The following is an 18,594-nucleotide window of genomic DNA, read 5'->3' on the forward strand; positions in this document are numbered from 1 at the left end:
CCTCGGCGTGCCGTCTTCGTCGCGATGCCTCCTCAGGAGTTTCCATGAACCCGCAGCCCCCCTTTCGCCGTCCCCTCATCGCCCGCTTCCGTCGACAGTGGGGGGTGATGGTCGGCGGAGCCGCCGTCGCGGCGCTCGTGCTGACCGGATGCGCCGATACCACCGGGCCGGCCGAGACGGACGCGGCCACGGCCGGTGGTGTTCCGGCCGCCGTGGCCGATGCCGTCGCCGCCGGCTACGAAGGCACTTCCACGGCTCCTCCCGACTCCGGTCCGGCGCCCGCCGCGGACAAGAGCGTCTGGATCCTGTCCGCCTTCCAGCAGATCCAGGGTCTGGCCCGTCTCGCGGAGCGCGCTGAGGAGGCCGCCACGGCGCTGGGATGGTCGTCCGACATCTGCGACGGTCAGAACAATGTCGGCGGAGGGTGGGCTGCCTGCGTCCGCCAGGCTGTCGCCGCCGGCGCCGATGCGATCGTGCTGATGTCCATCGACTGCGCCCCGGTCAAGGCGCCGCTGCAGGAGGCGCGGGACGCCGGCGTCGCCATCGTCTCGCTGACGTCGTTCGATTGCGACGATCCCACGCAGGGAGGGTCCGAGCCGCTGTTCGACGTGACGATCGGCTACCTCGACGATGTCGCGGATCCGCAGACGTTCTTCGAGAGCATGGGCCGTCTGCGCGCCGACTGGATCATCGCGCAGACCGGCGGCGAGGCGAAGGTCCTCCAGGTGAAGTTCGACGGGGTCGCCTTCGGGGCCTACCTGGCGAAGGGGTTCGAGGAGCAGCTCGCCACCTGCTCGGGATGCGAGATCGTCTCCACCCTCGCCCTCACCCCCGCCGACGTCCCGAACATCCGTCAGAAGTTCGAGACGGCTCTGCTGCAGGCATCGGACGCCGATGCCGTATCGGTCGATGTGGACTTCATGTTCACCGCCGGGATCCAGCCGGCCCTCGTGGCGGCCGGGCGAGACCTGGTCGTCGCCGGTGGTGAGTGCGGGGACGCCAACCTCGACTACATCCGCGCGGGCGGCGGCCAGCAGATGTGCATCGGGAACTCCCTGGGCCACATGTCCTACGCCGCCATGGACGAGCTGAACCGCTACTTCGCGGGCGAGGAGCCTGCTGTCGAGGGCATGGGGTGGCAGCTGGTCGATGCCGACAACAACCTGCCGCCGGCCGGCGAGGAGTTCGACGGCCCGATCGACTACGTCAGCGCGTACACCTCGATCTGGAAGTGAACCGATGACACTCCCGGGTCCGCACCACATGGCTCCGCTCCCCGCGGTCGACCCGACCGCCGCCGTGCGGCTGCGCGGCATCGGCAAATCGTTCGACGGCGTCCGCGTGCTCCACGACCTGTCGGTGTCGGTCCGCCGAGGGAGCATCCACGCCCTCCTCGGCGGAAACGGCTCGGGTAAGTCGACGACGCTGAAGATCCTCGCGGGGGTCTATGCGGCGGACACCGGGGGTGTCATCGAGATCGACGGCGAATCCCACGCCACCGAGGAATGGAGCGCGGGAAAGGCGTATCGCTCCGGCCTGCGCTTCGTGCACCAGGACCTCGCCTTGGCCGACGACCTCACGGTCGCCGAGAACTTCGGGTTGGTCAACGGCTTCCCCCCGACCGCCCTGCGCGGGATCTCCTGGCGTGCGCTGCGGCAACAGACAGCCGAAGCGCTCGACGCGCTCGAGGTCGACGTGGACCCGTCTCTCCCCGTGTCGAGACTGAGCGCGAGCGAGCGGACCATGGTCGCCATCGCCCGCTCCCTCGGCACGGCCGGCACCGACTCCGCCCTCACGATCGTCCTCGACGAACCGACGGCGAGCCTCCCGCACAGCGAGGTCGAGCTGCTGCTCGAACACCTGCGGCGATGCCGGGAGCGGGGTCAGAGCATCGTCTACGTCAGCCACCGCCTCCCCGAGGTGCTCGCGCTCGCCGACCACATCACCGTCCTCCGAGACGGTCGGGTGGTCGCAGACACCCCCGCCGAGGAACTGGACGAGCGCCGGATCGTCACGCTCATGGCCGGCGATGCGGACACCGGGGAGGAGGGCAGCCGCAGCGCGCCGGCCGCCACGGGTGAGGAGATCCTCGGCGTGACCGGGCTCTCCGTCGGACCACTGGAGGGGGTGGGCATCTCGGTGCGGGAAGGAGAAGTGGTCGGTGTCGCGGGGCTGACGGGGTCAGGCCGGTCGTCGCTGCTGCGTGCTGTCTTCGGCCACGCGACCCGGGCTGCCGGGGAGATCCGCGTCGAGGGACGCACCACGCAGATCACCCACCCCGCCGATGCCATGCGCCATGGCATCGCCTTCGTCCCGGAGGATCGCAAACGCGATGGCGCCTTCCTCGACGCGGCTGTCTGGGAGAACATGACCGCGGCCAGCCTGCCCGCCTATTGGCGCCGCGGCCGGATGGACCGCGCCGGTCAGCGCCGCGATGCCGCCGACCTGGCCGCCCGGTTCCGTGTGAAGACACGAGGCATCGACACTCCCCTCCGTCTTCTCTCCGGGGGGAATCAACAGAAGGCCGTGATGGCGCGCTGGCTGCACCGGGCACCGCGGATCCTGCTGCTGGACGAACCGAGCCAGGGTGTGGATGCCGTGGCGCGCGCCGAGATCCACCGCCTCATCCGCGATCACGCCGCGGGCGGCAACGCCGCCCTGGTGGTCAGCTCCGACGGCGCGGAGCTGGTCACGCTGTGCGACCGCGTCGTCGTGCTGCGCGACGGCCGGATCACCGACGAGCTCTCGGGTGCCGCCCTGACCGAGGAGCGGATCGCCTACCTGTCCCAATTCGACGATGAGGAACCCTCATGACGACCACAGCACCCCCCGATACCCGCATCCCACCTCCCCGAGACGGCCGTGAACATCGACCGGGCCACACCGCATCCTCCGTGATCGAGCGCTTCGGACTGCTGATCCTCCTCGTCATGCTCGTGGTGGTCTTCAGCATCCTTCCGGAGTCCGGGGCCGCGTTCCGCAGCGGCGCGAACATCCAGGCGCTCGTCGCCAACCAATCGGTGGGTCTGGTGGTGGCGCTCGCACTGCTGCTGCCATTGGCCGCCGGGTACTTCGACTTCTCCGTCGGAGCGGTGACGGCAGCCAGCTCGGTGGTGACCGCGGCCCTGCTGTCGAATGTCCAGGCACCGCTTCCCGTCGCCATCGGCGCCGGGATCCTCTTCGGCGCCGCGATCGGCGTCTTCATCGGCGTGCTGGTGGCGATCCTCAAGATGAATGCCTTCATCGCCACTCTGGGCGTCGCGACGCTCCTGGGCGGGGCGATCTTCGCGTACACCGGCGGTCTGCAGATCACCTCGGGGATCCCCCAGGACCTGATCGATCTCGGATCGAAGTCGCTGTGGGGAGTGCCCTTCATCAGCGTCGCGGCGGCGGTCATGGCTGTCGCGGTCTGGTATCTGATGTCGCAGACGCCGTTCGGACGACGGCTGTTCGCGATCGGTTCGAACGCCGCGGCGGCCGAGCTGACCGGAACGCGCGTCACGCGCGTGCGTCTGCTCGCCTTCGTCGTCTCCGGCTCCGTCGCGGGCGTGGCCGGCGTCCTGCTGCTGGCCCGTCAGGGCGCCGCGACATCGGACAACGGCATGTCCATGCTGTTCCCGGCCCTCACCGCCGTCCTGCTCAGCACCATCGTGATCGACGTGGGTCGCCCCTCCGTGCTGGGGACCGTCATCGGCCTGCTGTTCGTCTCCGTCAGCATCAGCGGCCTCACGCTTGTCGGCGCCCCGGCATGGGTGGGAGCGGTGTTCAACGGCGGCGCGCTCCTGGTCGCGGTCGGTTTCGCGCGTCTGAGCGTGCTGTGGCGGCGATCGCAATGACCCCGCCCCTCCCCACCGACGTCCCCACGAAAGAGAGCCTCATGTCGCCCACGAATCCCGCCCTCCGGTTCCGATTCCGCATCACCGCCGAGGTCGACCCCTGGATCGAGATCGGTCGCGTCAATAGCGAGAACCTCATCCTGGTCCCCATCGTCGGCGGTTCCGTCACCGGCGACATCTCCGGCGATGTGCTCCCCGCCGGGGGCGACTGGGCCCGCCTCGCCGACGACGACCTCGTCCACGTCGAAGCCCGATATCTGATGCGCACGACCGCGGGGTCGGTCGTCGAGATCCTGAACACCGGCGTCGGCCATCGCACCGGTGACGGGACGGAACTCACCTACTTCGCCACGCGCCCGATCTTCCGCACAGCGGATCCATCGCTCGACTGGCTTCATCGAGCCGTCTTCGTCGGCTGGGCCGAAGTGCAGCCGGGAGCCACCACCATCAGCGTCTACGAAGTCGTCGACGCCGCTCGTCACGAGGAGACCCAGACCGATGACTGAGACCCAGGCACGCCCCATTGCCGACGACATCCGCGCCTACGTCGAGACATTCCGTTCGACCATGGAGGACGGATCCCCCGACGTCCCCGAAGCGCGGCGGCGTTACGCGGCGCTCCTCGCCACGCAGGGACGGCCCGACCGCGCCGCGCGGACGCAGAGCCTCACCGTCCCCACCCGCCACGGAGACATGGGAGCGCGGCTGTACCTGCCCGAGGGCACCCCCGCCGGACTCCTCCTCTACATGCACGGCGGCGGCTTCGTCGTCGGCGACCTCGACAGCGTCGACCTGGTCCTGCAGACGGTGTGCGTCGGTGCCGGGATCGCGATCCTCTCCGTCGATTACTATCTCGCTCCCGAGTACGTCTACCCCGTCGCGTTCGAGCAGTGCATCGATGCCCTGATATGGGCGGCCGAGCACCGTTCCGACCTCGGGGGCGACGGCCCGCTCGCGATCGGTGGCGACTCGGCCGGCGGCAACCTCACGGCGTTGCTGACGCACTGGGCGGCCACGAACGACGGCCCATCCGTGTCCTGGCAGGCGGTCATCAACCCGGTGCTCGACTTCCTCGCCTTGGACGACGAGATCACCGGTTCGCATGCTCTCTACGGCGACAGCCCGATGCTGAGCATCGACGCGATGACCCACTTCATGCAGTCCTACTTCCCCTCCCAGGAGGCGAAGATCGCCGCGAGCGCACTGCGGAGGATCGATGACTACTCGGTTCTGCCGCCGACCTTCCTCGCCGCCGGACAGTGCGACCCTTTGCGCGACGAATCCGTCGCCTACGCAGGACATCTCGCCGCCGCCGGAGTGCCCCTCGCGTTCGTTCTGTACGAGGGGATGACGCACAACTTCATCACCCTCAGTCGACACGCGAAGGAGGCGCAGCGCTTCGTGCGCGACTTCACCGAGCAGGCGTCGACGTGGGCGGCGCGGGAGCGGGCACTGGTCGGGGCCGTCTCATAGGCATGTCGATGCTGCGAGCGGAGAGGCCCCGCGTCGAGGATGGAGGCGTGACCGACTCCCGTCCCCTCTTCGGCGACGAGGGCATCGCCCGTAGGCCCAAACGCCTCCTCTACACCCTGCTGGGCGAACTGATGCTCGCCGGGATCGACGAGCCCGTGCCCGCGGGGGTCTACCTCGACTTCCTCGCGGGTGCCGGTGTGGCCGGGCCGACGGCACGGGCCTCTCTCGATCGACTCGTCATGACCGGCTATCTCTCCCGAGCGAGAAGGGGACGGAGCATCCTGTACGGGCTCACGACATACGGCCGGGGGGTGATGGAGGAAGCCGCCGTCCGGGTAGCGGCCCCGCAGCCGTTCTCCCCCGCGGGGAGCGGATGGACTCTCGTCGCCTTCATCGCCCCCGAGGCGTACCGCGGCGCTCGCAAGCAGGTGCGACTCGCGCTGGGGTGGGAAGGATTCGCCGCCCTGCGGGACGGCCTCTGGATCGCCCCGGGGGTGGTCGATGTGCAAGAGATGCTCGCCCCCCACCGCGAGGAGCTCGCCCCCGACGAGGTGGTCGCCTTCCACGCGGAGGAGCTGCCGGCGTTCCCCGTGGGCCGCGCGGTCGACACCATCTGGGATCTGGCGGGGCTGCGTCGCGCGCACGAGGAGTTCGCCGCGGAGTGGTCCGATCCTGGGCGGGCGGTCGCCGCGCTCGACCCGGTTCCCAAGCTCGCCGTCCTCGGTGCCGACTGGACGGGACTTCTCCGCATCGACCCGCGGCTGCCTCCCCACTACCTGACCGATGACTGGCCCGCTCCGCGATCCCTCGAGGTCTACCGCGCCCGACGGGCCGAAGTCCTCGCCGCCGCGCAGCGCGACCTGCGCGCGGCGGTCCGAGGCTGAGGCCCTCTCCTTCGCATGGCAGCGTTCAGGTGGCGCTTTGCGCCCCCTCCCGCGCACCGAGGCGGCCACACCTGCCACCCGAGCACGTGTCACGCCGGGATCAGCGCGCTTCCGACGACGGACGCCAGGCCGAGTGCGCCGAGGACGAGCACGACGCCCACCACGGCGACCGTGGTGCGATTGCCCCGCCGCCAGTCCCACTCCGCCTGCAGACGACGCGTCACGGCCCGGCTGGCGAAGATTCCGACGATGCCGACCAGGTAGACCACCACCGACGCGATCGCCGCCACCGGCGCAGCGGCCAGCCGCTCTCCGACGACGGCGCCAAGACCGGGCTGCTGAGACAGCTCCCGACCCAAGAGGATCGCTGCGAACACGATCGGCAACGGCGCGACCAACAGCACGCTCAGCGCCCACCGCCGCTCGCCGGTGAAGGGCCGCCCGAGGGCACCCAGCACCAGCGGCGACGCGTCGCTCATCCACGATCCGAACGCCCGGTGCCAGACGATCATGAGGAGGCCGAGGGGGATCATCAGCAGCACGTACAGCGCTTCTCCCCAGGTGAAACTCTCGCTCATCGGGCCCGTACGCCTCCAGTCTTTCGACGACCGTGCCAGCGAGCTCGGCCAATCACCATTTGCCGGCCCTCGTCTTCGTGGCGCTCTCCCTGACGGGGCGAGCACACCAGGGCGGGGAGATCGACGCCTCGCCCGGATCGACTCCAGCGCGTGATCGCGAGGAGCGTGCTGAACTCTCCGTCGAAGTAAGTGCCAGGTGTCACTTTGCGCCCCCTCCCGCACCCCGAGGCGGCGACACCTGCCACCCGAGCACGCGCCAAGCCTCAGTCGAGGAGGAGGGCGGGCTCCTCGAGGATCGAGGCGACGTCGGCGATGAAGCGGGACATGCCGTCGCCGTCGATGACGCGGTGGTCGAAGGAGCCGGCGACGGTGGTGACCCAGCGGGGGCGCACCTCGCCGTCGACGACCCACGGCTTCTGGCGGATCGTGCCGAGCGCGACGATGCCGGACTCGCCGGGGTTGATGATCGGGGTGCCGGCATCCATCCCGAAGACCCCGATGTTCGTGATCGTGATCGTGCCGTTCTGCTGATCGGCCGGCGAGGTCTTGCCCTCGCGCGCGGTCAGCGTGAGCTTCTCCAGCGCCCGCGCCAGTTCGCGCAGCGACAGGTCCTGCGCGTCCTTGACGTTCGGCACGAGGAGGCCGCGCGGCGTCGCCGCGGCGATGCCGAGGTTCACGAAGCGACGGACGCGGATCTCGGCCCCGTTCTCACCGTCGACCCACGCGGCGTTGACCATCGGAGTCCGCTGCACGGCCCAGATGACGGCGCGCGCCATGATCAGCAGCGGCGAGACCTTGATGTCGGCGAAGTCGGGCGAGGCCTTCAGGCGCTTGACGAGTTCCATCGTGCGCGTGGCGTCGACGTCGGTCCACACCGACACGTGCGGCGCCGAGTACGCCGACTGCACCATCGCCGACGACGTGGCCTTGCGCACGCCCTTGACCGCGATCGTCTCCTCACGGTCGCCCGCAGGGGCGGGAGCGGCGACCGGAGCGGGAACGGATGCCGGGGCGGTGCGCGCCGGGATCGACTCCTCGCGCACATCGCCCCACGCGGGCGTCTCGATGTTGCGGAAGACGCTCGCCTGCGAGGCGTGCTTCACGACGTCCTCGCGGGTGACCTCGCCGGCGGGACCGGAGGCCGCCACCGCACCGAGGTCGACGCCGAGATCGCGGGCGAGCTTGCGGATCGGAGGCTTCGCGATCACGCCGACCGACGACGCGACGCGCTCCTGCGCGCTCGGCGCGGGCTTCTTCCGCCGGGACTGCACCTGTCCGCCCGTGCCGTAGCCGACGAGCACCGCGCCGTCACCCTCGGAAGGGGCGTCCGCGGGCGCGCCGTGCTCGCTCCGGCCGACCGTCGCCGGCGCCGCGGGGGATGCGGCATCCGCTGCGGCGGTCACCGTGATGATCGGCGCACCGACGTCGACCGTGTCACCCTCGGCGACGAGGAGCTCGCCGACGGTGCCGGCGAAGGGCGAGGGGAGCTCGACGAGCGACTTCGCCGTCTCGATCTCGACCAGGACGTCGTTGACCGCGACGGTGTCACCCGGGCCGACCCGCCACGAGACGATCTCGGCTTCGGTCAGTCCCTCCCCCACATCGGGGAGGACGAAGGTCTGCGTGCTCATACGTGCTCCTGGCTCGGTGTCAGTAGGCGAGGGAACGGTCGACGGCCTCGAGGATGCGGTCGGCATCGGGGAGGTACGCGCCCTCGAGCTTCGCGGGCGGGAAGGGCACGTCGAAACCGGAGACGCGGATCACCGGCGCCTCGAGCGCGTAGAAGGCGCGCTCCATGACGGTCGCCGCCACCTCGCTCCCGAGCGAGGTGAACCCCGGCGCCTCCTGCGCGTAGACCATGCGCCCGGTCTTGCGGATCGAGTCGAGCAGCGGTCCGTAGTCCACCGGCGAGAGCGAGCGGAGGTCGACGACCTCGCAGCTCGTGCCCTCGGACTCGGCGAGCGCCGCCGCCTGGAGGAGGGTCGTGACCATCGCGCCGTGCCCGACGAGGGTGACGTCGGTGCCGCGGCGGACGACGCGCGAGGCGTGCAGCTCAGCCGCGCGGGCGGTCGTGTCGACCTCGCCCTTCATCCAGTACTTCGCCTTGGGCTCGAGGAAGATCACCGGGTCATCCGACGCGATGGCGTCCTGGATCATCCAGTACGCGTCGTTCGGCGTCGACGGGCTCACCACGCGCAGGCCCGGCGTGTGCGTGAAGTACGCCTCCGGGCTCTCCTGGTGGTGCTCGACCGCACCGATGTGCCCGCCGTAGGGGATGCGGATGACGATCGGGAGCGAGAGCGCACCCTCGTGACGGTTGGTGAGCTTCGCGAGCTGCGTGGTGATCTGGTCGAAGGCGGGGAAGACGAACCCGTCGAACTGGATCTCGATCACCGGGCGGAATCCCGCCATCGCCAGGCCGATCGCGGTGCCGACGATGCCCGACTCCGCGAGCGGGGTGTCGAGCACGCGGCGATCGCCGAAGTCGGCGATGAGACCCTCGGTGACGCGGAAGACGCCGCCGAGGCGCCCGATGTCCTCGCCCATGAGCAGCACGCGGTCGCTGTCGGTCATCGCGGCGCGAAGGCCCGCGTTCAGCGCGCGGCTCATCGGCATCGTCGTCGGAGCAGCGGATGCCGGAGCCCCGGATGCCGGGGCGGCCGAGGCCGCCGTGGTGGTGTCGGTCACGCCGTTCCCTCCTCGTAGGACGCCTCGTACGACTGCAGCCACGCCGCCTGCTCGGCCACGAGCGGATGCGGCTCGGAGTAGACGTGCGCGAACATCGACGCCCGGTCGATCGAGCCGAGCGCGTTCGTACGGGTGCGGACGTCATCGGCGAGCGCGGCGCCCTCGGCGGTGACGTCGGCGAAGAACGCCTCGCTCGCCCCGCGCCCGCGGAGGTAGGCCTCCATGCGCGCGAGCGGGTCGCGGCGCCGCCACGACTCCTCCTCGTCGCGCGTGCGGTACTTCGTCGGGTCGTCGCTCGTGGTGTGCGCGCCCATGCGGTAGGTGAGCGCCTCGATCGCGCGGGGGCCCTCGCCCGATCGCGCCTCATCGAGCGCACGGCGGGTGACGGCGTAGCTCGCGAGCACGTCGTTGCCGTCGATCGGAATGCTCGGCATCCCGTATCCGGATGCCCTCCGATGAAGGGGCACCGGTGACTGCGTCGCCACCGGGACGGAGATCGCCCACTGGTTGTTCTGCAGGAAGAAGACCTCGGGCGTGCGGTAACTCGCCGCGAACACCATCGCCTCGTGCACGTCGCCCTGGCTGGACGCGCCGTCGCCGTAGTAGACGATGACGGCCTCGTCGCGCTCGAGGTCGCCGGTGCCGCAGCGCCCGTCGAAGACGAGACCCATGCCGAAGCCGGTCGCGTGGAGGGTCTGGGCGCCGAGGACCAGCGTGTAGATGTGGGTGTTGCCGTTGCGCGGATCGGACGGGTTCCAGCCGCCGTGCGTGAGGCCGCGCATGAGCCGGATGATGTCGATCGGGTCGACGCCCCGGATGCGCGTGACGGCGTGCTCGCGGTACGACGGGAAGAGGTGGTCCTGCGCGCGGGCGGCGCGGGCCGATCCGACCTGCGCCGCCTCCTGACCGAAGCTCGGGGGCCAGAGCGCCAGCTGTCCCTGACGCTGCAGGTTCGTCGCCTGCACGTCGAAGGCGCGGATGACGGACATGTCGCGGTACAGACCCTCGAGCGTCGGGTCGTCGAGCGCGTCGATCAGGTCGAGGTAGGGCTCGGCGGCGGGCGTCGGGGCGAAGACGCCGTCGGCGTCGAGCACGCGGACGAGGTCCGCAGGATCGTTCGCCGCCGACGCGGCCGCGTTCTCGGGCGGAGTCACCGTTCTACGCTATCCGTCGTCCGGAATGCCCCGTTGGGAGGTCTCTCACAACGGATGCCGCGATCTCTAGGACTTTGGCGACAGATTCGTGCTCTCCCACGGAGATGCGGATGCCGTCCCCGTCGAACGGGCGGACGATGAGGCCCGCCGCGTCGAAGGCCGCACCCACGGCGAGCGACTCCGCGCCGGTGGGGAGCCACACGAAGTTCCCCTGCGCCTGCGGGACGTCCCACCCGGCCTCGCGGAGCCCGTCGGCGAGCCGGTCGCGCCGGTCGGCGATCTCGCGGACGCGGGCGAGGAGCTCGTCCTCGGCGTCGAGGCTCGCCAGGGCCGCGGCTTCGGCGGCGGCGGTGACGGAGAGCGGGATCGTGGTGCTGCGCGCGGCGTCCAGGATCAGCGGGTGGCCGATCGCGTAGCCGACCCGGAGGCCGGCGAGCCCGAACGCCTTGGAGAAGGTGCGGAGGATCACGACGTTCGGGAACTCCTCACCCCCGAGGACCCGCAGGCCGTCGACGGCGTCGGGGTCGGTGACGAACTCGGCGTAGGCCTCGTCGAGGATCACCAGGACGTCGCTCGGCACCGCGCGGACGAAGGCGTCGAAGTCGTCGTGCCGAACGACGGGGCCCGTGGGATTGTTCGGGCTGCAGACGATGATGGCGCGGGTGCGCGGGGTGACCGCGGCCGCCATCGCGTCGAGATCGTGGCGCGCGCCGCCCGTCAGCGGCACGGTGACCGACGTGGCGCCGGCGACGACCGACAGCCAGGGGTAGGCCTCGAACGACCGCCACGCGTAGATGATCTCGTCGCCGGGGCCGGAGACGGCCTGCACCAGCTGCGCGAGGATCGACACGCTCCCGGCACCGACGTGGACCTCGTCGGCGGTCCGACCGAACCGCGCGGCGAGACGCTCGCGGAGGGCCGTGGCCGTGGCATCCGGGTAGCGGTTGAACTCCATCGCGGCGGCCACCGCCTCCTGGACACCGGGGAGCGGGGTGTACGGGTTCTCGTTGCTGGAGAGCTTGAACGCCTCGGCGCCGGCCTGCCGACCCTGGCGGTAGGCGGGGAGGGCGGCGATCTCGGGGCGCACGCGGACGGGGATGTCGGGGGCGTCGGTCACTCCCGCAGTCTACGAGCGTGCGCCCGGATGACGACAGGAATCGACGCCCGCGTGGAAGACTGACCGCCATGGGATTCCTCATCCGCGTCGTCGTCAATGCCTTCGCGATCTGGGTCGTGACCCTGATCCCCGCGCTCCAGGTGACGGTGATCGCCTTCCCGCCGGGCGAGACGCTGCAGCTCGTTCTGACGCTGCTGCTGGTCGCAGCGATCTTCGCGCTGGTGAACACCGTCATCGGGACGGTCATCAAGATCCTCGCGTTCCCGCTGTACATCCTGACGCTCGGACTCATCGGTCTGCTGATCAACGCGTTCCTGCTGTGGCTGACCGCGGCGATCACGTCGCTGTGGAACTTCGGTCTTCGCGTCGAGGACTTCTGGTGGGGCCTGGTCGCCGCCATCCTGATCTCGCTCATCAACTGGGTGTTCGGCATCATCCTCCGCCCGAAGAAGGACTGACCGGTCCCTCGGCCCGTTCCGCGGCGTATTCCGTCGCACGGATGTCGGTGGCCGTGGCCAGCTCGTCGAAGACGTCGCGCACCGTGTCGATGCGCGGATCGGTCGACGCGTCGATGAGGGCCGCCGTCTCGGCGTAGGCGGTGAGCCGGTGCGCGGGCACCGTGGTGTCGTGGAGACCGGTGTTCGGATCGGCGGCCCGCTCGACCAGGACGCTCCCCGCCGCCCCCGTCGCCGCGATCGCTCCCCCGCCGGAGAGGGCGACCGCGGGATCGTCGGTGTGCCGCACCGACATGCTCCACGTGTCGGCGCCCACGTCCATCTCGCGCGGCGTCCCGAACGACACCAGCGTCTCGGTCGCGTACGGGCCCTCCATCGCCAGGTGGCCTGTGATCATGGCGCCCTGGGAGTGTCCGAACGCGTGCACGACGTCGCCGGGTTCGGCTCCGGCATCCTCCAGCGCCTGCAGGGTCGCGGCGTACGAGGCCGATGTGTGGCCGGTGTAGAGCTCGACGTTCGAGCGGTTGTCCCACGGGTTCTTCCCGCCCACCGCCGCCGTGGACGTGCCGGCGACGTAGACGGCGAACTGTCGCGAGCCATCGGGCATCGTGTACTTCTCCACGCGCACCCGCGCCTCGCCCGGACCCGGGATGCGGGAGGCGGCGTCGGCGAGATTCCGCGGCGGAACGGATGCCGCGCCCGTCCCGGTCGGCAGTGCGCGCACGGCGACCGGCGGTGTCGCACCGTCGAGGCGGGTTCCGGCCGGGACGCGGCCCATCCCCGTCGTCCCGATGACGGAGGCCAGGACGACCGTCGACAGCCCGAGCGCCGCGCCGCCCATGACACCCGCCTGCCAGCTGTAGTCGCTGCCGACGAGGAGTCCCAGCTCCGTCGCCTGGCGGACCAGCTCGCCGGGCCACATCACGGTCCGCTCCGCCTCGGTCCCCCACGCCGCGAGGATCAGGGCGCCATCCTCGGCGCGGAGGTCGCTGATCCGCGCCGCGAGGATGCGGGCGGCATCCGCGTCGCCGGACAGCACGGCGGCGCGATGCGCGACGACGGTCTCGACGAGCTCGTAGAGCGTCGCCGCGTCGCGGAGCGCCGTCGCCACCCGTTCCCCCTCGGTGACGGCATCCCGCATCCGGGACGCGAGGTCTGCGGCCTCGGCGGCCGCCGACCAGGCCTCGTCCTGCTCGGTGAGCAGCATGTTCTGCAGCGGACCGAGGTCGCCCACGAGCGCCTCCAGCTCCCCGATCGCGCCGTCGAAGTCGGCCGCCGTGCGCCGGAGCGTTTCGGTGTCGACGGCCACCGCGCCACCGCCGCGGATCTCCAGCTCGCCGGCCGGGGGCGTCGCCCCGCTCACGCGCAGTCCGTCTCGGCCCGCCACCGCTGCAGCTGCAGCGCCGCTCCGGCACTGAACCGCACCTGCGCGAGCGCGCACGCGAGGGCGCCGACCCGGCCCGCCCACGCCGTCGCGGCCGTGTGGAACTCGCGCGCGGCCTCCGCCTGCCAATCGGTGCGGTCGCCGAGGGTGCGGGTCCGCGCGATGAGCTCGTCGAGGCGCACGGCCAGGGCGTCGAGCTCGCGCACGACGATCTCGAGCGTGACGGTGGAGGGCGGGGTGCACAGCAGCGGCGGCATGCGCCCATCGTCGGCCGCGCCGAGCGCCCGCGGGGACGGCGTCCGTGCGACTGTGCAGTTCCCACCCGTCGTGGGGTCGGCACCGCACCTGTGCAGGAGGGCCGGGCAGCGGGCCTCGACGCGACGCGCGTGCGCGACCGACGCCGGCGGGACAGAATGGAGCCCATGTCCGACCCCCGCGTGGAGCCTTTCCGCGTCGTCTTCGTCTGCACGGGCAACATCTGCCGCTCCCCGATGGCGGAGGTCGTCTTCCGTTCCCTGGCGTCGTCGACCGGTCTCTCCGCCCGCGTGGTGTCCTCCAGTGCCGGCACCGGAGACTGGCACGTCGGCGAGCGCGCCGACGTGCGCACGATCGACGCCCTCGCGCGCCACGGGTACGACGGCGAGCGCCACCGGGCCCGCCAGTTCGCCCCCGCGGACTTCACGCAGAACGACCTGGTGGTGGCCCTGGATCGGTCGCACGAGCGGATCCTGCGGGGCTGGGCGCGCTCCGAGACGGATGCCGACAAGATCGCCCTGCTGCTGTCGTTCGACCCCGCCGCCCCCTCGCTCGACGTGCCCGATCCCTACTACGCCGGCCCCCGGATGTTCGATCAGGTGCTCGGTATGATCGAGAGCGCGAGCCGGGCGCTCTTCCGGCAACTCGAACCCGCGATCCGACCGCACGTGTGAGCACGACCCGTGCGCGCTCGGCGCCGCGGGAAGAGCCTCGTCCCGACGGGAGTACCGTGACCTCTCTGCCGCCGCAGCCGCTCAGCCCCCTCGACGGTCGCTACCGCGCCGCCGTGGCACCCCTCGCCGACTACCTCTCGGAGGCGGGCCTGAACCGCGCCCGCGTCGAGGTGGAGGTCGAGTGGATCATCACGCTCACCGATCTCTCCCTGTTCGGCACCGCGCCGCTCGGCGACGACGACAAGACGCGCCTGCGCGACCTCTACGTCGACTTCGGCGCGGACGAGATCGCGTGGCTGGCGGAGAAGGAGGCGGTCACCCGCCACGACGTCAAGGCGATCGAGTACCTCGTCCGCGACCGGCTGGACGCCCTCGGCCTCTCGGGCCTCGCCGAGCTCACGCACTTCGCCTGCACGAGCGAGGACATCAACTCCGCCTCCTACGCCCTCACGGTGCACCGGGCCGTGGAACGGGTGTGGCTCCCGGCCCTCCACCGCGTCATCGACGCCCTCGCCGCCCTCGCCGACGCCCACCGCGATGCGCCGATGCTCTCCCGCACCCACGGCCAGCCCGCGACGCCCACCACGATGGGCAAGGAGCTGGCGGTGTTCGTCTGGCGCCTCCGCCGGGTCGCCGCCCAGGTGGCGGGCGGGGAATACCTCGCGAAGTTCTCCGGCGCCACCGGGACCTGGTCGGCGCACGTCGCCGCCGCGCCCGACGTCGACTGGCCGGAGGTCTCCCGCGGGTTCATCGAGGGGCTCGGCATCGGGTTCAACCCGGTGACGACCCAGATCGAGTCCCACGACTGGCAGGTCGAGCTGTACGACCGGATCCGTCACGCCGGCGGCATCCTGCACAACCTCGCCACGGATGTGTGGACCTACATCTCCCTCGGCTTCTTCGCGCAGATCCCCGTCGCCGGCGCGACCGGATCCTCGACGATGCCCCACAAGATCAACCCGATCCGGTTCGAGAACGCCGAGGCGAACCTCGAGATCTCCGCAGGGCTCCTGCAGACCCTGTCGCAGACACTCGTGACCTCCCGTCTCCAGCGCGACCTCACCGACTCCACGACGCAGCGCAACATCGGCGTCGCCCTCGGCCACTCCCTCCTGGCGCTGGACAACCTCGCGCGCGGGCTCGGCGAGATCTCGCTGTCGCAGCACGTGCTGGATGCCGACCTCGACGCGAACTGGGAGGTGCTCGCCGAGGCGATCCAGACCGTCGTGCGCGCGGAGATCGCCGCGGGCCGCTCGGAGATCACCGACCCGTACGCCCTGCTGAAGGACCTCACCCGCGGACGCCGTGTCGGCGCGGTGGAGCTGGCGGAGTTCGTCGACGGCCTCGACATCGGCGACGACGCCAAGGCCCGCCTGCGGGCGCTGACCCCGGCCGGGTACACGGGTCTCGCGGCGCGCGTGGTCGACCTGGCCTGAGCGCGGCGACGCCGCGCGCGGGCGGAACGCCTCAGCGCGCGGGCGGGGTCTCCGGACCGTCGGTCGCGTCCGGTTCGGGGTCGTAGAGCACCGGGCGGTCGACGGGTGTGGCCACCTGCGCCGGGTCGACGACCAGGAGCAGCAGCGAGACGATCAGCAGCGTCGCGATGAAGACGATTCCGGCGACGATGAGGGCCAGCACCAGGGCGCCCTGCGCCTCCTCGGCGGGCTTGGACTGGAAGAAGCCCATCGACACCAGCGTGACCCCGCCGGCGAACAGCGCCGCGACGAAGGCGAGCCCGACCAGCTGGAGGGGCTTCATGAGGTCACGGCGGGAGGGCTGATTCTCGGTCACGCGGAATCCTTCTGGTCGGCCGGCGTCGGGGCACCGGTCGCGGTGACGCCGGGAGCGGCGGCATCCGCCGTCTCGGGCGATGCGGATGCGGTCGCGGGCCGCGGGGAGAAGCCGGCGATGGCGAGGTAGACCGCCACGATCGCGGCGTAGGCGCCGAAGATGCCGACGGCGATGATGATGCCGGTGAGCGTGAAGGTCTGTCCGGCCTCTTCGATCGTGTACCGGAGGGCGTAGCCGGTGGGGACCAGCAGCATGCCGACGGCGAGGAGGATGCCGAGGACGCCGACGACGACGGCGTCGCGTGCGTCGCCGCGGGAGAGCGGGGTCACGGGGGTCGCGCCGTCGCGCGGGGTCCACGGGGCGACGTAGCCGGCGCGGCGCGGCGCGGCATCCGCGTCCGACGCGTCCGTGCGGGCGGCCTTCCGCGCGCGGAGGAGGGCGCGTGCCCCCACCGCCAGTTCGACGACTCCGGCGATGACGGCCCAGGCGATGACGACGATGAAGAAGCCGGCTACCGAGCGCACCGGCGGGAGGCTCGCAACGATTCCCGCCACGACCGTCACGGTGCCGAGGGCGATCGCCGCACCGCGCCCGCCGGCCGGCGAGACGAGCCACGCCGCCAGGAGGAAGACCAGCCCCGTGGCGATCGCGACCCCGCTGAAGACCGCCCCGCCGACGGCGGCGGAGTGGTCGGGAGAGAACGTGATCATCAGCGCCGCGAGCGCCGCGAAGCCGGCGCGCGCGAGCTGCACGTGGCGCACCTCGAACGTGCGGGCGGAAGAAGAAGGGGTCACGGGGGCATTCCTGTGGCGGCGGAACGAACCCTTCCAGTGTAGATCGTGCGCCCGAGACGCGGCCGGCGGCGAGGGAGAGGGCCTCAGCGGAGCGAATCGAGGACGTCGACCAGGAGCTCGTAGGTCGTCAGCGGCGAGATGATCGCGAAGCGGAGCACCGGCTCCCCCGCGTGCGAGCTCGGCACGACGAAGGCGCGCTGATCGTCGAGAAGACGATCCGACCACGCTTTGTAGTCGGCCATGGTCCAGCCGTGCCGGCGGAAGACCACCACCGACAGCTGCGGGTCGCGCACGAGCGACACCTCCTCGCGGGCGCGGATGTCGTCGGCGATCCGTGCGGCGAGGTCGATGCCGTACGCGATCGCGGCGCGGTAGTGCTCGGTGCCGTGGGTCGCCAGTGAGAACCACAGCGGCAGGCCGCGCGCCCGGCGGGTGAGCTGGATGCCGAGGTCCGACGGATTCCAGTCGGGGGTGTCGGTGAGGGTGTCGAGGTACTCGGCCTTCTGCGTGTGCGCGGCCAGCGCGAGCGAAGGATCGCGGTAGATCAGTGCGCACGCGTCGAACGGGGCGAACAGCCACTTGTGCGGGTCGACGATGACCGAGTCGGCGCGCTCGACGCCGGCGAACGCGCCGCGCGCCTCCGGGACGAGCATCGCCGCGAGGCCGTACGCGCCGTCGACGTGCAGCCACACCCCGCGGGCGGCGCTGACGTCGGCGATCGAGGCGATGTCGTCGACGATGCCGAAGTTGGTCGTGCCGCCGGTGGCGACGACCGCGAAGACGGCGTCGCCGTGGTCGTCGAGCGCGCGGGCGACGGCGTCGCCGTGCAGCCGCCCGGCGTCGTCGACGGGCACGGGGAGGATGTCGACGTCCATGACCGCCGCGGCGGAGGCGATCGACGAGTGCGCCTCGGCGCTGCAGACGACGAGCCAGCGCGCCGGCGTCGGACGGTCGGCCTCGCGGAGGCGTCGACGCGCGGCATCCCGCGCCGTCACGAGCGCGGACAGGTTGCCGATGGTGCCGCCCTGGACGAAGACGCCACCGGCGCCCTCGGGCAGGCCGAACTCGCGCGCGAGCCAGTGCAGCACCTCGTTCTCGGCGAACACGGCGCCCGCGCCCTCCATCCAGGACCCTGCGTAGACGGCGGATGCCGAGACCACGACGTCGAAGGCGAGCGCCGCCTTGCTGGGCGCCGAGGGGATGAAGGAGAGGTAGCCGGGGTGGTCGGTGGAGATGCACGCCGGTGCGAGGACGTTCTCGAACAGCGCGATCGCCCGGCGCGCCCCGATGCCCTCCGGCGTCACCGTGCGCGGGGCGAGGCGCGCGAGATCGCTCGGCCGCAGCGGCTTGTCGAGCGGGATGTCCTCGTAGAGGGCGCGGCGGCGGGCGTACTCCAGCACGTCGTCGACGACCGCGCGCGTCTCGGGGGAGATCGCGTGCATGCGGTCGGGCGGGGTCATCTCGGTCATGGCGGCTCCGGTCCTCACGACCCGGGTCGGGTCGAATCCACG

The 18,594-nt window shown here is 71.4% G+C and carries 19 protein-coding genes; 9 read left to right on the forward strand and 10 right to left on the reverse strand.

The genetic code is table 11. From position 1 onward, the window contains the following. The first annotated feature begins 44 nt into the window (after positions 1 to 44). The 6 genes from AB0O93_RS09535 to AB0O93_RS09560 are packed head-to-tail and all read left to right on the forward strand — an operon-like array spanning position 45 to position 6,193. Positions 45 to 1,235 carry a substrate-binding domain-containing protein gene (locus tag AB0O93_RS09535; protein ID WP_363342779.1) on the forward strand — a complete coding sequence of 397 codons (1,191 nt, stop codon included), beginning with the start codon at positions 45 to 47 and terminating at the stop codon, positions 1,233 to 1,235. Positions 1,236 to 1,239: 4 nt separating this feature from the next. Then, the gene (locus tag AB0O93_RS09540; protein ID WP_363342781.1) at positions 1,240 to 2,814 is read left to right on the forward strand and encodes a sugar ABC transporter ATP-binding protein; all 1,575 of its coding nucleotides are present in this window, start codon (positions 1,240 to 1,242) and stop codon (positions 2,812 to 2,814) included. Continuing rightward, positions 2,811 to 3,836: an ABC transporter permease gene (locus AB0O93_RS09545; protein WP_363342783.1), complete on the forward strand. Its 1,026-nt coding sequence runs from the start codon at positions 2,811 to 2,813 to the stop codon at positions 3,834 to 3,836. The genes AB0O93_RS09540 and AB0O93_RS09545 overlap by 4 nt, the downstream gene beginning before the upstream one ends. Before the next feature lie 41 nt (positions 3,837 to 3,877). After that, positions 3,878 to 4,342: a DUF3237 domain-containing protein gene (locus tag AB0O93_RS09550; protein ID WP_363342785.1), complete on the forward strand. Its 465-nt coding sequence runs from the start codon at positions 3,878 to 3,880 to the stop codon at positions 4,340 to 4,342. Beyond that, positions 4,335 to 5,309, forward strand: a complete 975-nt coding sequence (locus tag AB0O93_RS09555; RefSeq protein WP_363342787.1) for an alpha/beta hydrolase — start codon at positions 4,335 to 4,337, stop codon at positions 5,307 to 5,309. The genes AB0O93_RS09550 and AB0O93_RS09555 overlap by 8 nt, the downstream gene beginning before the upstream one ends. A 47-nt stretch (positions 5,310 to 5,356) precedes the next feature. Then, positions 5,357 to 6,193: a PaaX family transcriptional regulator C-terminal domain-containing protein gene (locus tag AB0O93_RS09560; protein WP_363342789.1), complete on the forward strand. Its 837-nt coding sequence runs from the start codon at positions 5,357 to 5,359 to the stop codon at positions 6,191 to 6,193. 89 nt (positions 6,194 to 6,282) lie between these two features. On the opposite strand, the gene AB0O93_RS09565 is transcribed toward AB0O93_RS09560, so the two are convergent. The 5 genes from AB0O93_RS09565 to AB0O93_RS09585 all read right to left on the reverse strand — a co-directional run bounded on the left by AB0O93_RS09565 (position 6,283) and on the right by AB0O93_RS09585 (position 11,730). Further along, positions 6,283 to 6,771: a hypothetical protein gene (locus tag AB0O93_RS09565; protein WP_363342791.1), complete on the reverse strand. Its 489-nt coding sequence runs from the start codon at positions 6,769 to 6,771 to the stop codon at positions 6,283 to 6,285. 263 nt (positions 6,772 to 7,034) lie between these two features. Further along, positions 7,035 to 8,402 (reverse strand): dihydrolipoamide acetyltransferase family protein, encoded by a 1,368-nt coding sequence (locus AB0O93_RS09570; protein ID WP_363342793.1) that lies wholly within the window; start codon positions 8,400 to 8,402, stop codon positions 7,035 to 7,037. Between the two features lie 19 nt (positions 8,403 to 8,421). Then, entirely contained in the window at positions 8,422 to 9,387 is a 966-nt protein-coding gene (locus tag AB0O93_RS09575) for an alpha-ketoacid dehydrogenase subunit beta (protein WP_236967705.1), read from the reverse strand. A 68-nt stretch (positions 9,388 to 9,455) separates the two neighbouring features. Then, positions 9,456 to 10,613 carry a thiamine pyrophosphate-dependent dehydrogenase E1 component subunit alpha gene (locus tag AB0O93_RS09580; RefSeq protein WP_363342795.1) on the reverse strand — a complete coding sequence of 386 codons (1,158 nt, stop codon included), beginning with the start codon at positions 10,611 to 10,613 and terminating at the stop codon, positions 9,456 to 9,458. A 4-nt stretch (positions 10,614 to 10,617) separates the two neighbouring features. Next, positions 10,618 to 11,730, reverse strand: coding sequence for a histidinol-phosphate transaminase (locus AB0O93_RS09585; RefSeq protein WP_363342797.1), 1,113 nt, complete (start codon positions 11,728 to 11,730; stop codon positions 10,618 to 10,620). 68 nt (positions 11,731 to 11,798) lie between these two features. Here AB0O93_RS09585 and AB0O93_RS09590 point away from each other — a divergent pair, with 68 nt between their 5' ends. After that, the gene (locus AB0O93_RS09590) at positions 11,799 to 12,188 is read left to right on the forward strand and encodes a phage holin family protein (protein ID WP_363342799.1); all 390 of its coding nucleotides are present in this window, start codon (positions 11,799 to 11,801) and stop codon (positions 12,186 to 12,188) included. Here AB0O93_RS09590 and AB0O93_RS09595 read toward each other — a convergent pair. Together AB0O93_RS09595 and AB0O93_RS09600 are read right to left on the reverse strand one after the other, a co-directional pair. Beyond that, positions 12,163 to 13,548: a hypothetical protein gene (locus AB0O93_RS09595; protein ID WP_363342801.1), complete on the reverse strand. Its 1,386-nt coding sequence runs from the start codon at positions 13,546 to 13,548 to the stop codon at positions 12,163 to 12,165. The genes AB0O93_RS09590 and AB0O93_RS09595 overlap by 26 nt on opposite strands. Further along, entirely contained in the window at positions 13,545 to 13,826 is a 282-nt protein-coding gene (locus AB0O93_RS09600) for a hypothetical protein (protein WP_363342803.1), read from the reverse strand. The genes AB0O93_RS09595 and AB0O93_RS09600 overlap by 4 nt, the downstream gene beginning before the upstream one ends. Before the next feature lie 165 nt (positions 13,827 to 13,991). On the opposite strand from AB0O93_RS09600, the gene AB0O93_RS09605 reads away from it, so the two are divergent. Together AB0O93_RS09605 and purB are read left to right on the forward strand one after the other, a co-directional pair. Next, a complete protein-coding gene (locus tag AB0O93_RS09605; protein ID WP_363342805.1) occupies positions 13,992 to 14,498 on the forward strand; it encodes a low molecular weight protein-tyrosine-phosphatase in 507 nt (168 codons plus the stop codon). A gap of 56 nt (positions 14,499 to 14,554) precedes the next feature. Continuing rightward, the gene (gene purB / locus AB0O93_RS09610; RefSeq protein WP_363342807.1) at positions 14,555 to 15,934 is read left to right on the forward strand and encodes an adenylosuccinate lyase; all 1,380 of its coding nucleotides are present in this window, start codon (positions 14,555 to 14,557) and stop codon (positions 15,932 to 15,934) included. A gap of 31 nt (positions 15,935 to 15,965) precedes the next feature. Here purB and AB0O93_RS09615 read toward each other — a convergent pair whose 3' ends face one another. From AB0O93_RS09615 to AB0O93_RS09625, 3 genes are all read right to left on the reverse strand, one after another. Beyond that, entirely contained in the window at positions 15,966 to 16,289 is a 324-nt protein-coding gene (locus AB0O93_RS09615; protein ID WP_053546875.1) for a hypothetical protein, read from the reverse strand. Continuing rightward, the gene (locus AB0O93_RS09620; protein WP_363342809.1) at positions 16,286 to 17,083 is read right to left on the reverse strand and encodes an acyl-CoA synthetase; all 798 of its coding nucleotides are present in this window, start codon (positions 17,081 to 17,083) and stop codon (positions 16,286 to 16,288) included. Before AB0O93_RS09620 ends, AB0O93_RS09615 begins: the two co-directional genes overlap by 4 nt. Before the next feature lie 83 nt (positions 17,084 to 17,166). After that, positions 17,167 to 18,543 (reverse strand): aminotransferase class V-fold PLP-dependent enzyme, encoded by a 1,377-nt coding sequence (locus AB0O93_RS09625; RefSeq protein WP_363342972.1) that lies wholly within the window; start codon positions 18,541 to 18,543, stop codon positions 17,167 to 17,169. Positions 18,544 to 18,594 lie beyond the last annotated feature (51 nt).

It is taken from the genome of Microbacterium sp. NPDC077184 (assembly GCF_040687055.1).
Taxonomy (GTDB): Bacteria; Actinomycetota; Actinomycetes; order Actinomycetales; family Microbacteriaceae; genus Microbacterium.

Excerpts from the sequence above, each read along its gene's own strand:
- AB0O93_RS09535 (WP_363342779.1), top strand. The coding sequence starts at position 45 with ATGAACCCGCAGCCCCCCTTTCGCCGTCCCCTCATCGCCCGCTTCCGT.
- AB0O93_RS09540 (WP_363342781.1), top strand. The coding sequence starts at position 1,240 with ATGACACTCCCGGGTCCGCACCACATGGCTCCGCTCCCCGCGGTCGAC.
- AB0O93_RS09545 (WP_363342783.1), top strand. The coding sequence starts at position 2,811 with ATGACGACCACAGCACCCCCCGATACCCGCATCCCACCTCCCCGAGAC.
- AB0O93_RS09550 (WP_363342785.1), top strand. The coding sequence starts at position 3,878 with ATGTCGCCCACGAATCCCGCCCTCCGGTTCCGATTCCGCATCACCGCC.
- AB0O93_RS09555 (WP_363342787.1), top strand. The coding sequence starts at position 4,335 with ATGACTGAGACCCAGGCACGCCCCATTGCCGACGACATCCGCGCCTAC.
- AB0O93_RS09565 (WP_363342791.1), bottom strand. The coding sequence starts at position 6,771 with ATGAGCGAGAGTTTCACCTGGGGAGAAGCGCTGTACGTGCTGCTGATG.
- AB0O93_RS09570 (WP_363342793.1), bottom strand. The coding sequence starts at position 8,402 with ATGAGCACGCAGACCTTCGTCCTCCCCGATGTGGGGGAGGGACTGACC.
- AB0O93_RS09575 (WP_236967705.1), bottom strand. The coding sequence starts at position 9,387 with ATGCCGATGAGCCGCGCGCTGAACGCGGGCCTTCGCGCCGCGATGACC.
- AB0O93_RS09590 (WP_363342799.1), top strand. The coding sequence starts at position 11,799 with ATGGGATTCCTCATCCGCGTCGTCGTCAATGCCTTCGCGATCTGGGTC.
- AB0O93_RS09600 (WP_363342803.1), bottom strand. The coding sequence starts at position 13,826 with ATGCCGCCGCTGCTGTGCACCCCGCCCTCCACCGTCACGCTCGAGATC.
- AB0O93_RS09605 (WP_363342805.1), top strand. The coding sequence starts at position 13,992 with ATGTCCGACCCCCGCGTGGAGCCTTTCCGCGTCGTCTTCGTCTGCACG.
- AB0O93_RS09625 (WP_363342972.1), bottom strand. The coding sequence starts at position 18,543 with ATGACCCCGCCCGACCGCATGCACGCGATCTCCCCCGAGACGCGCGCG.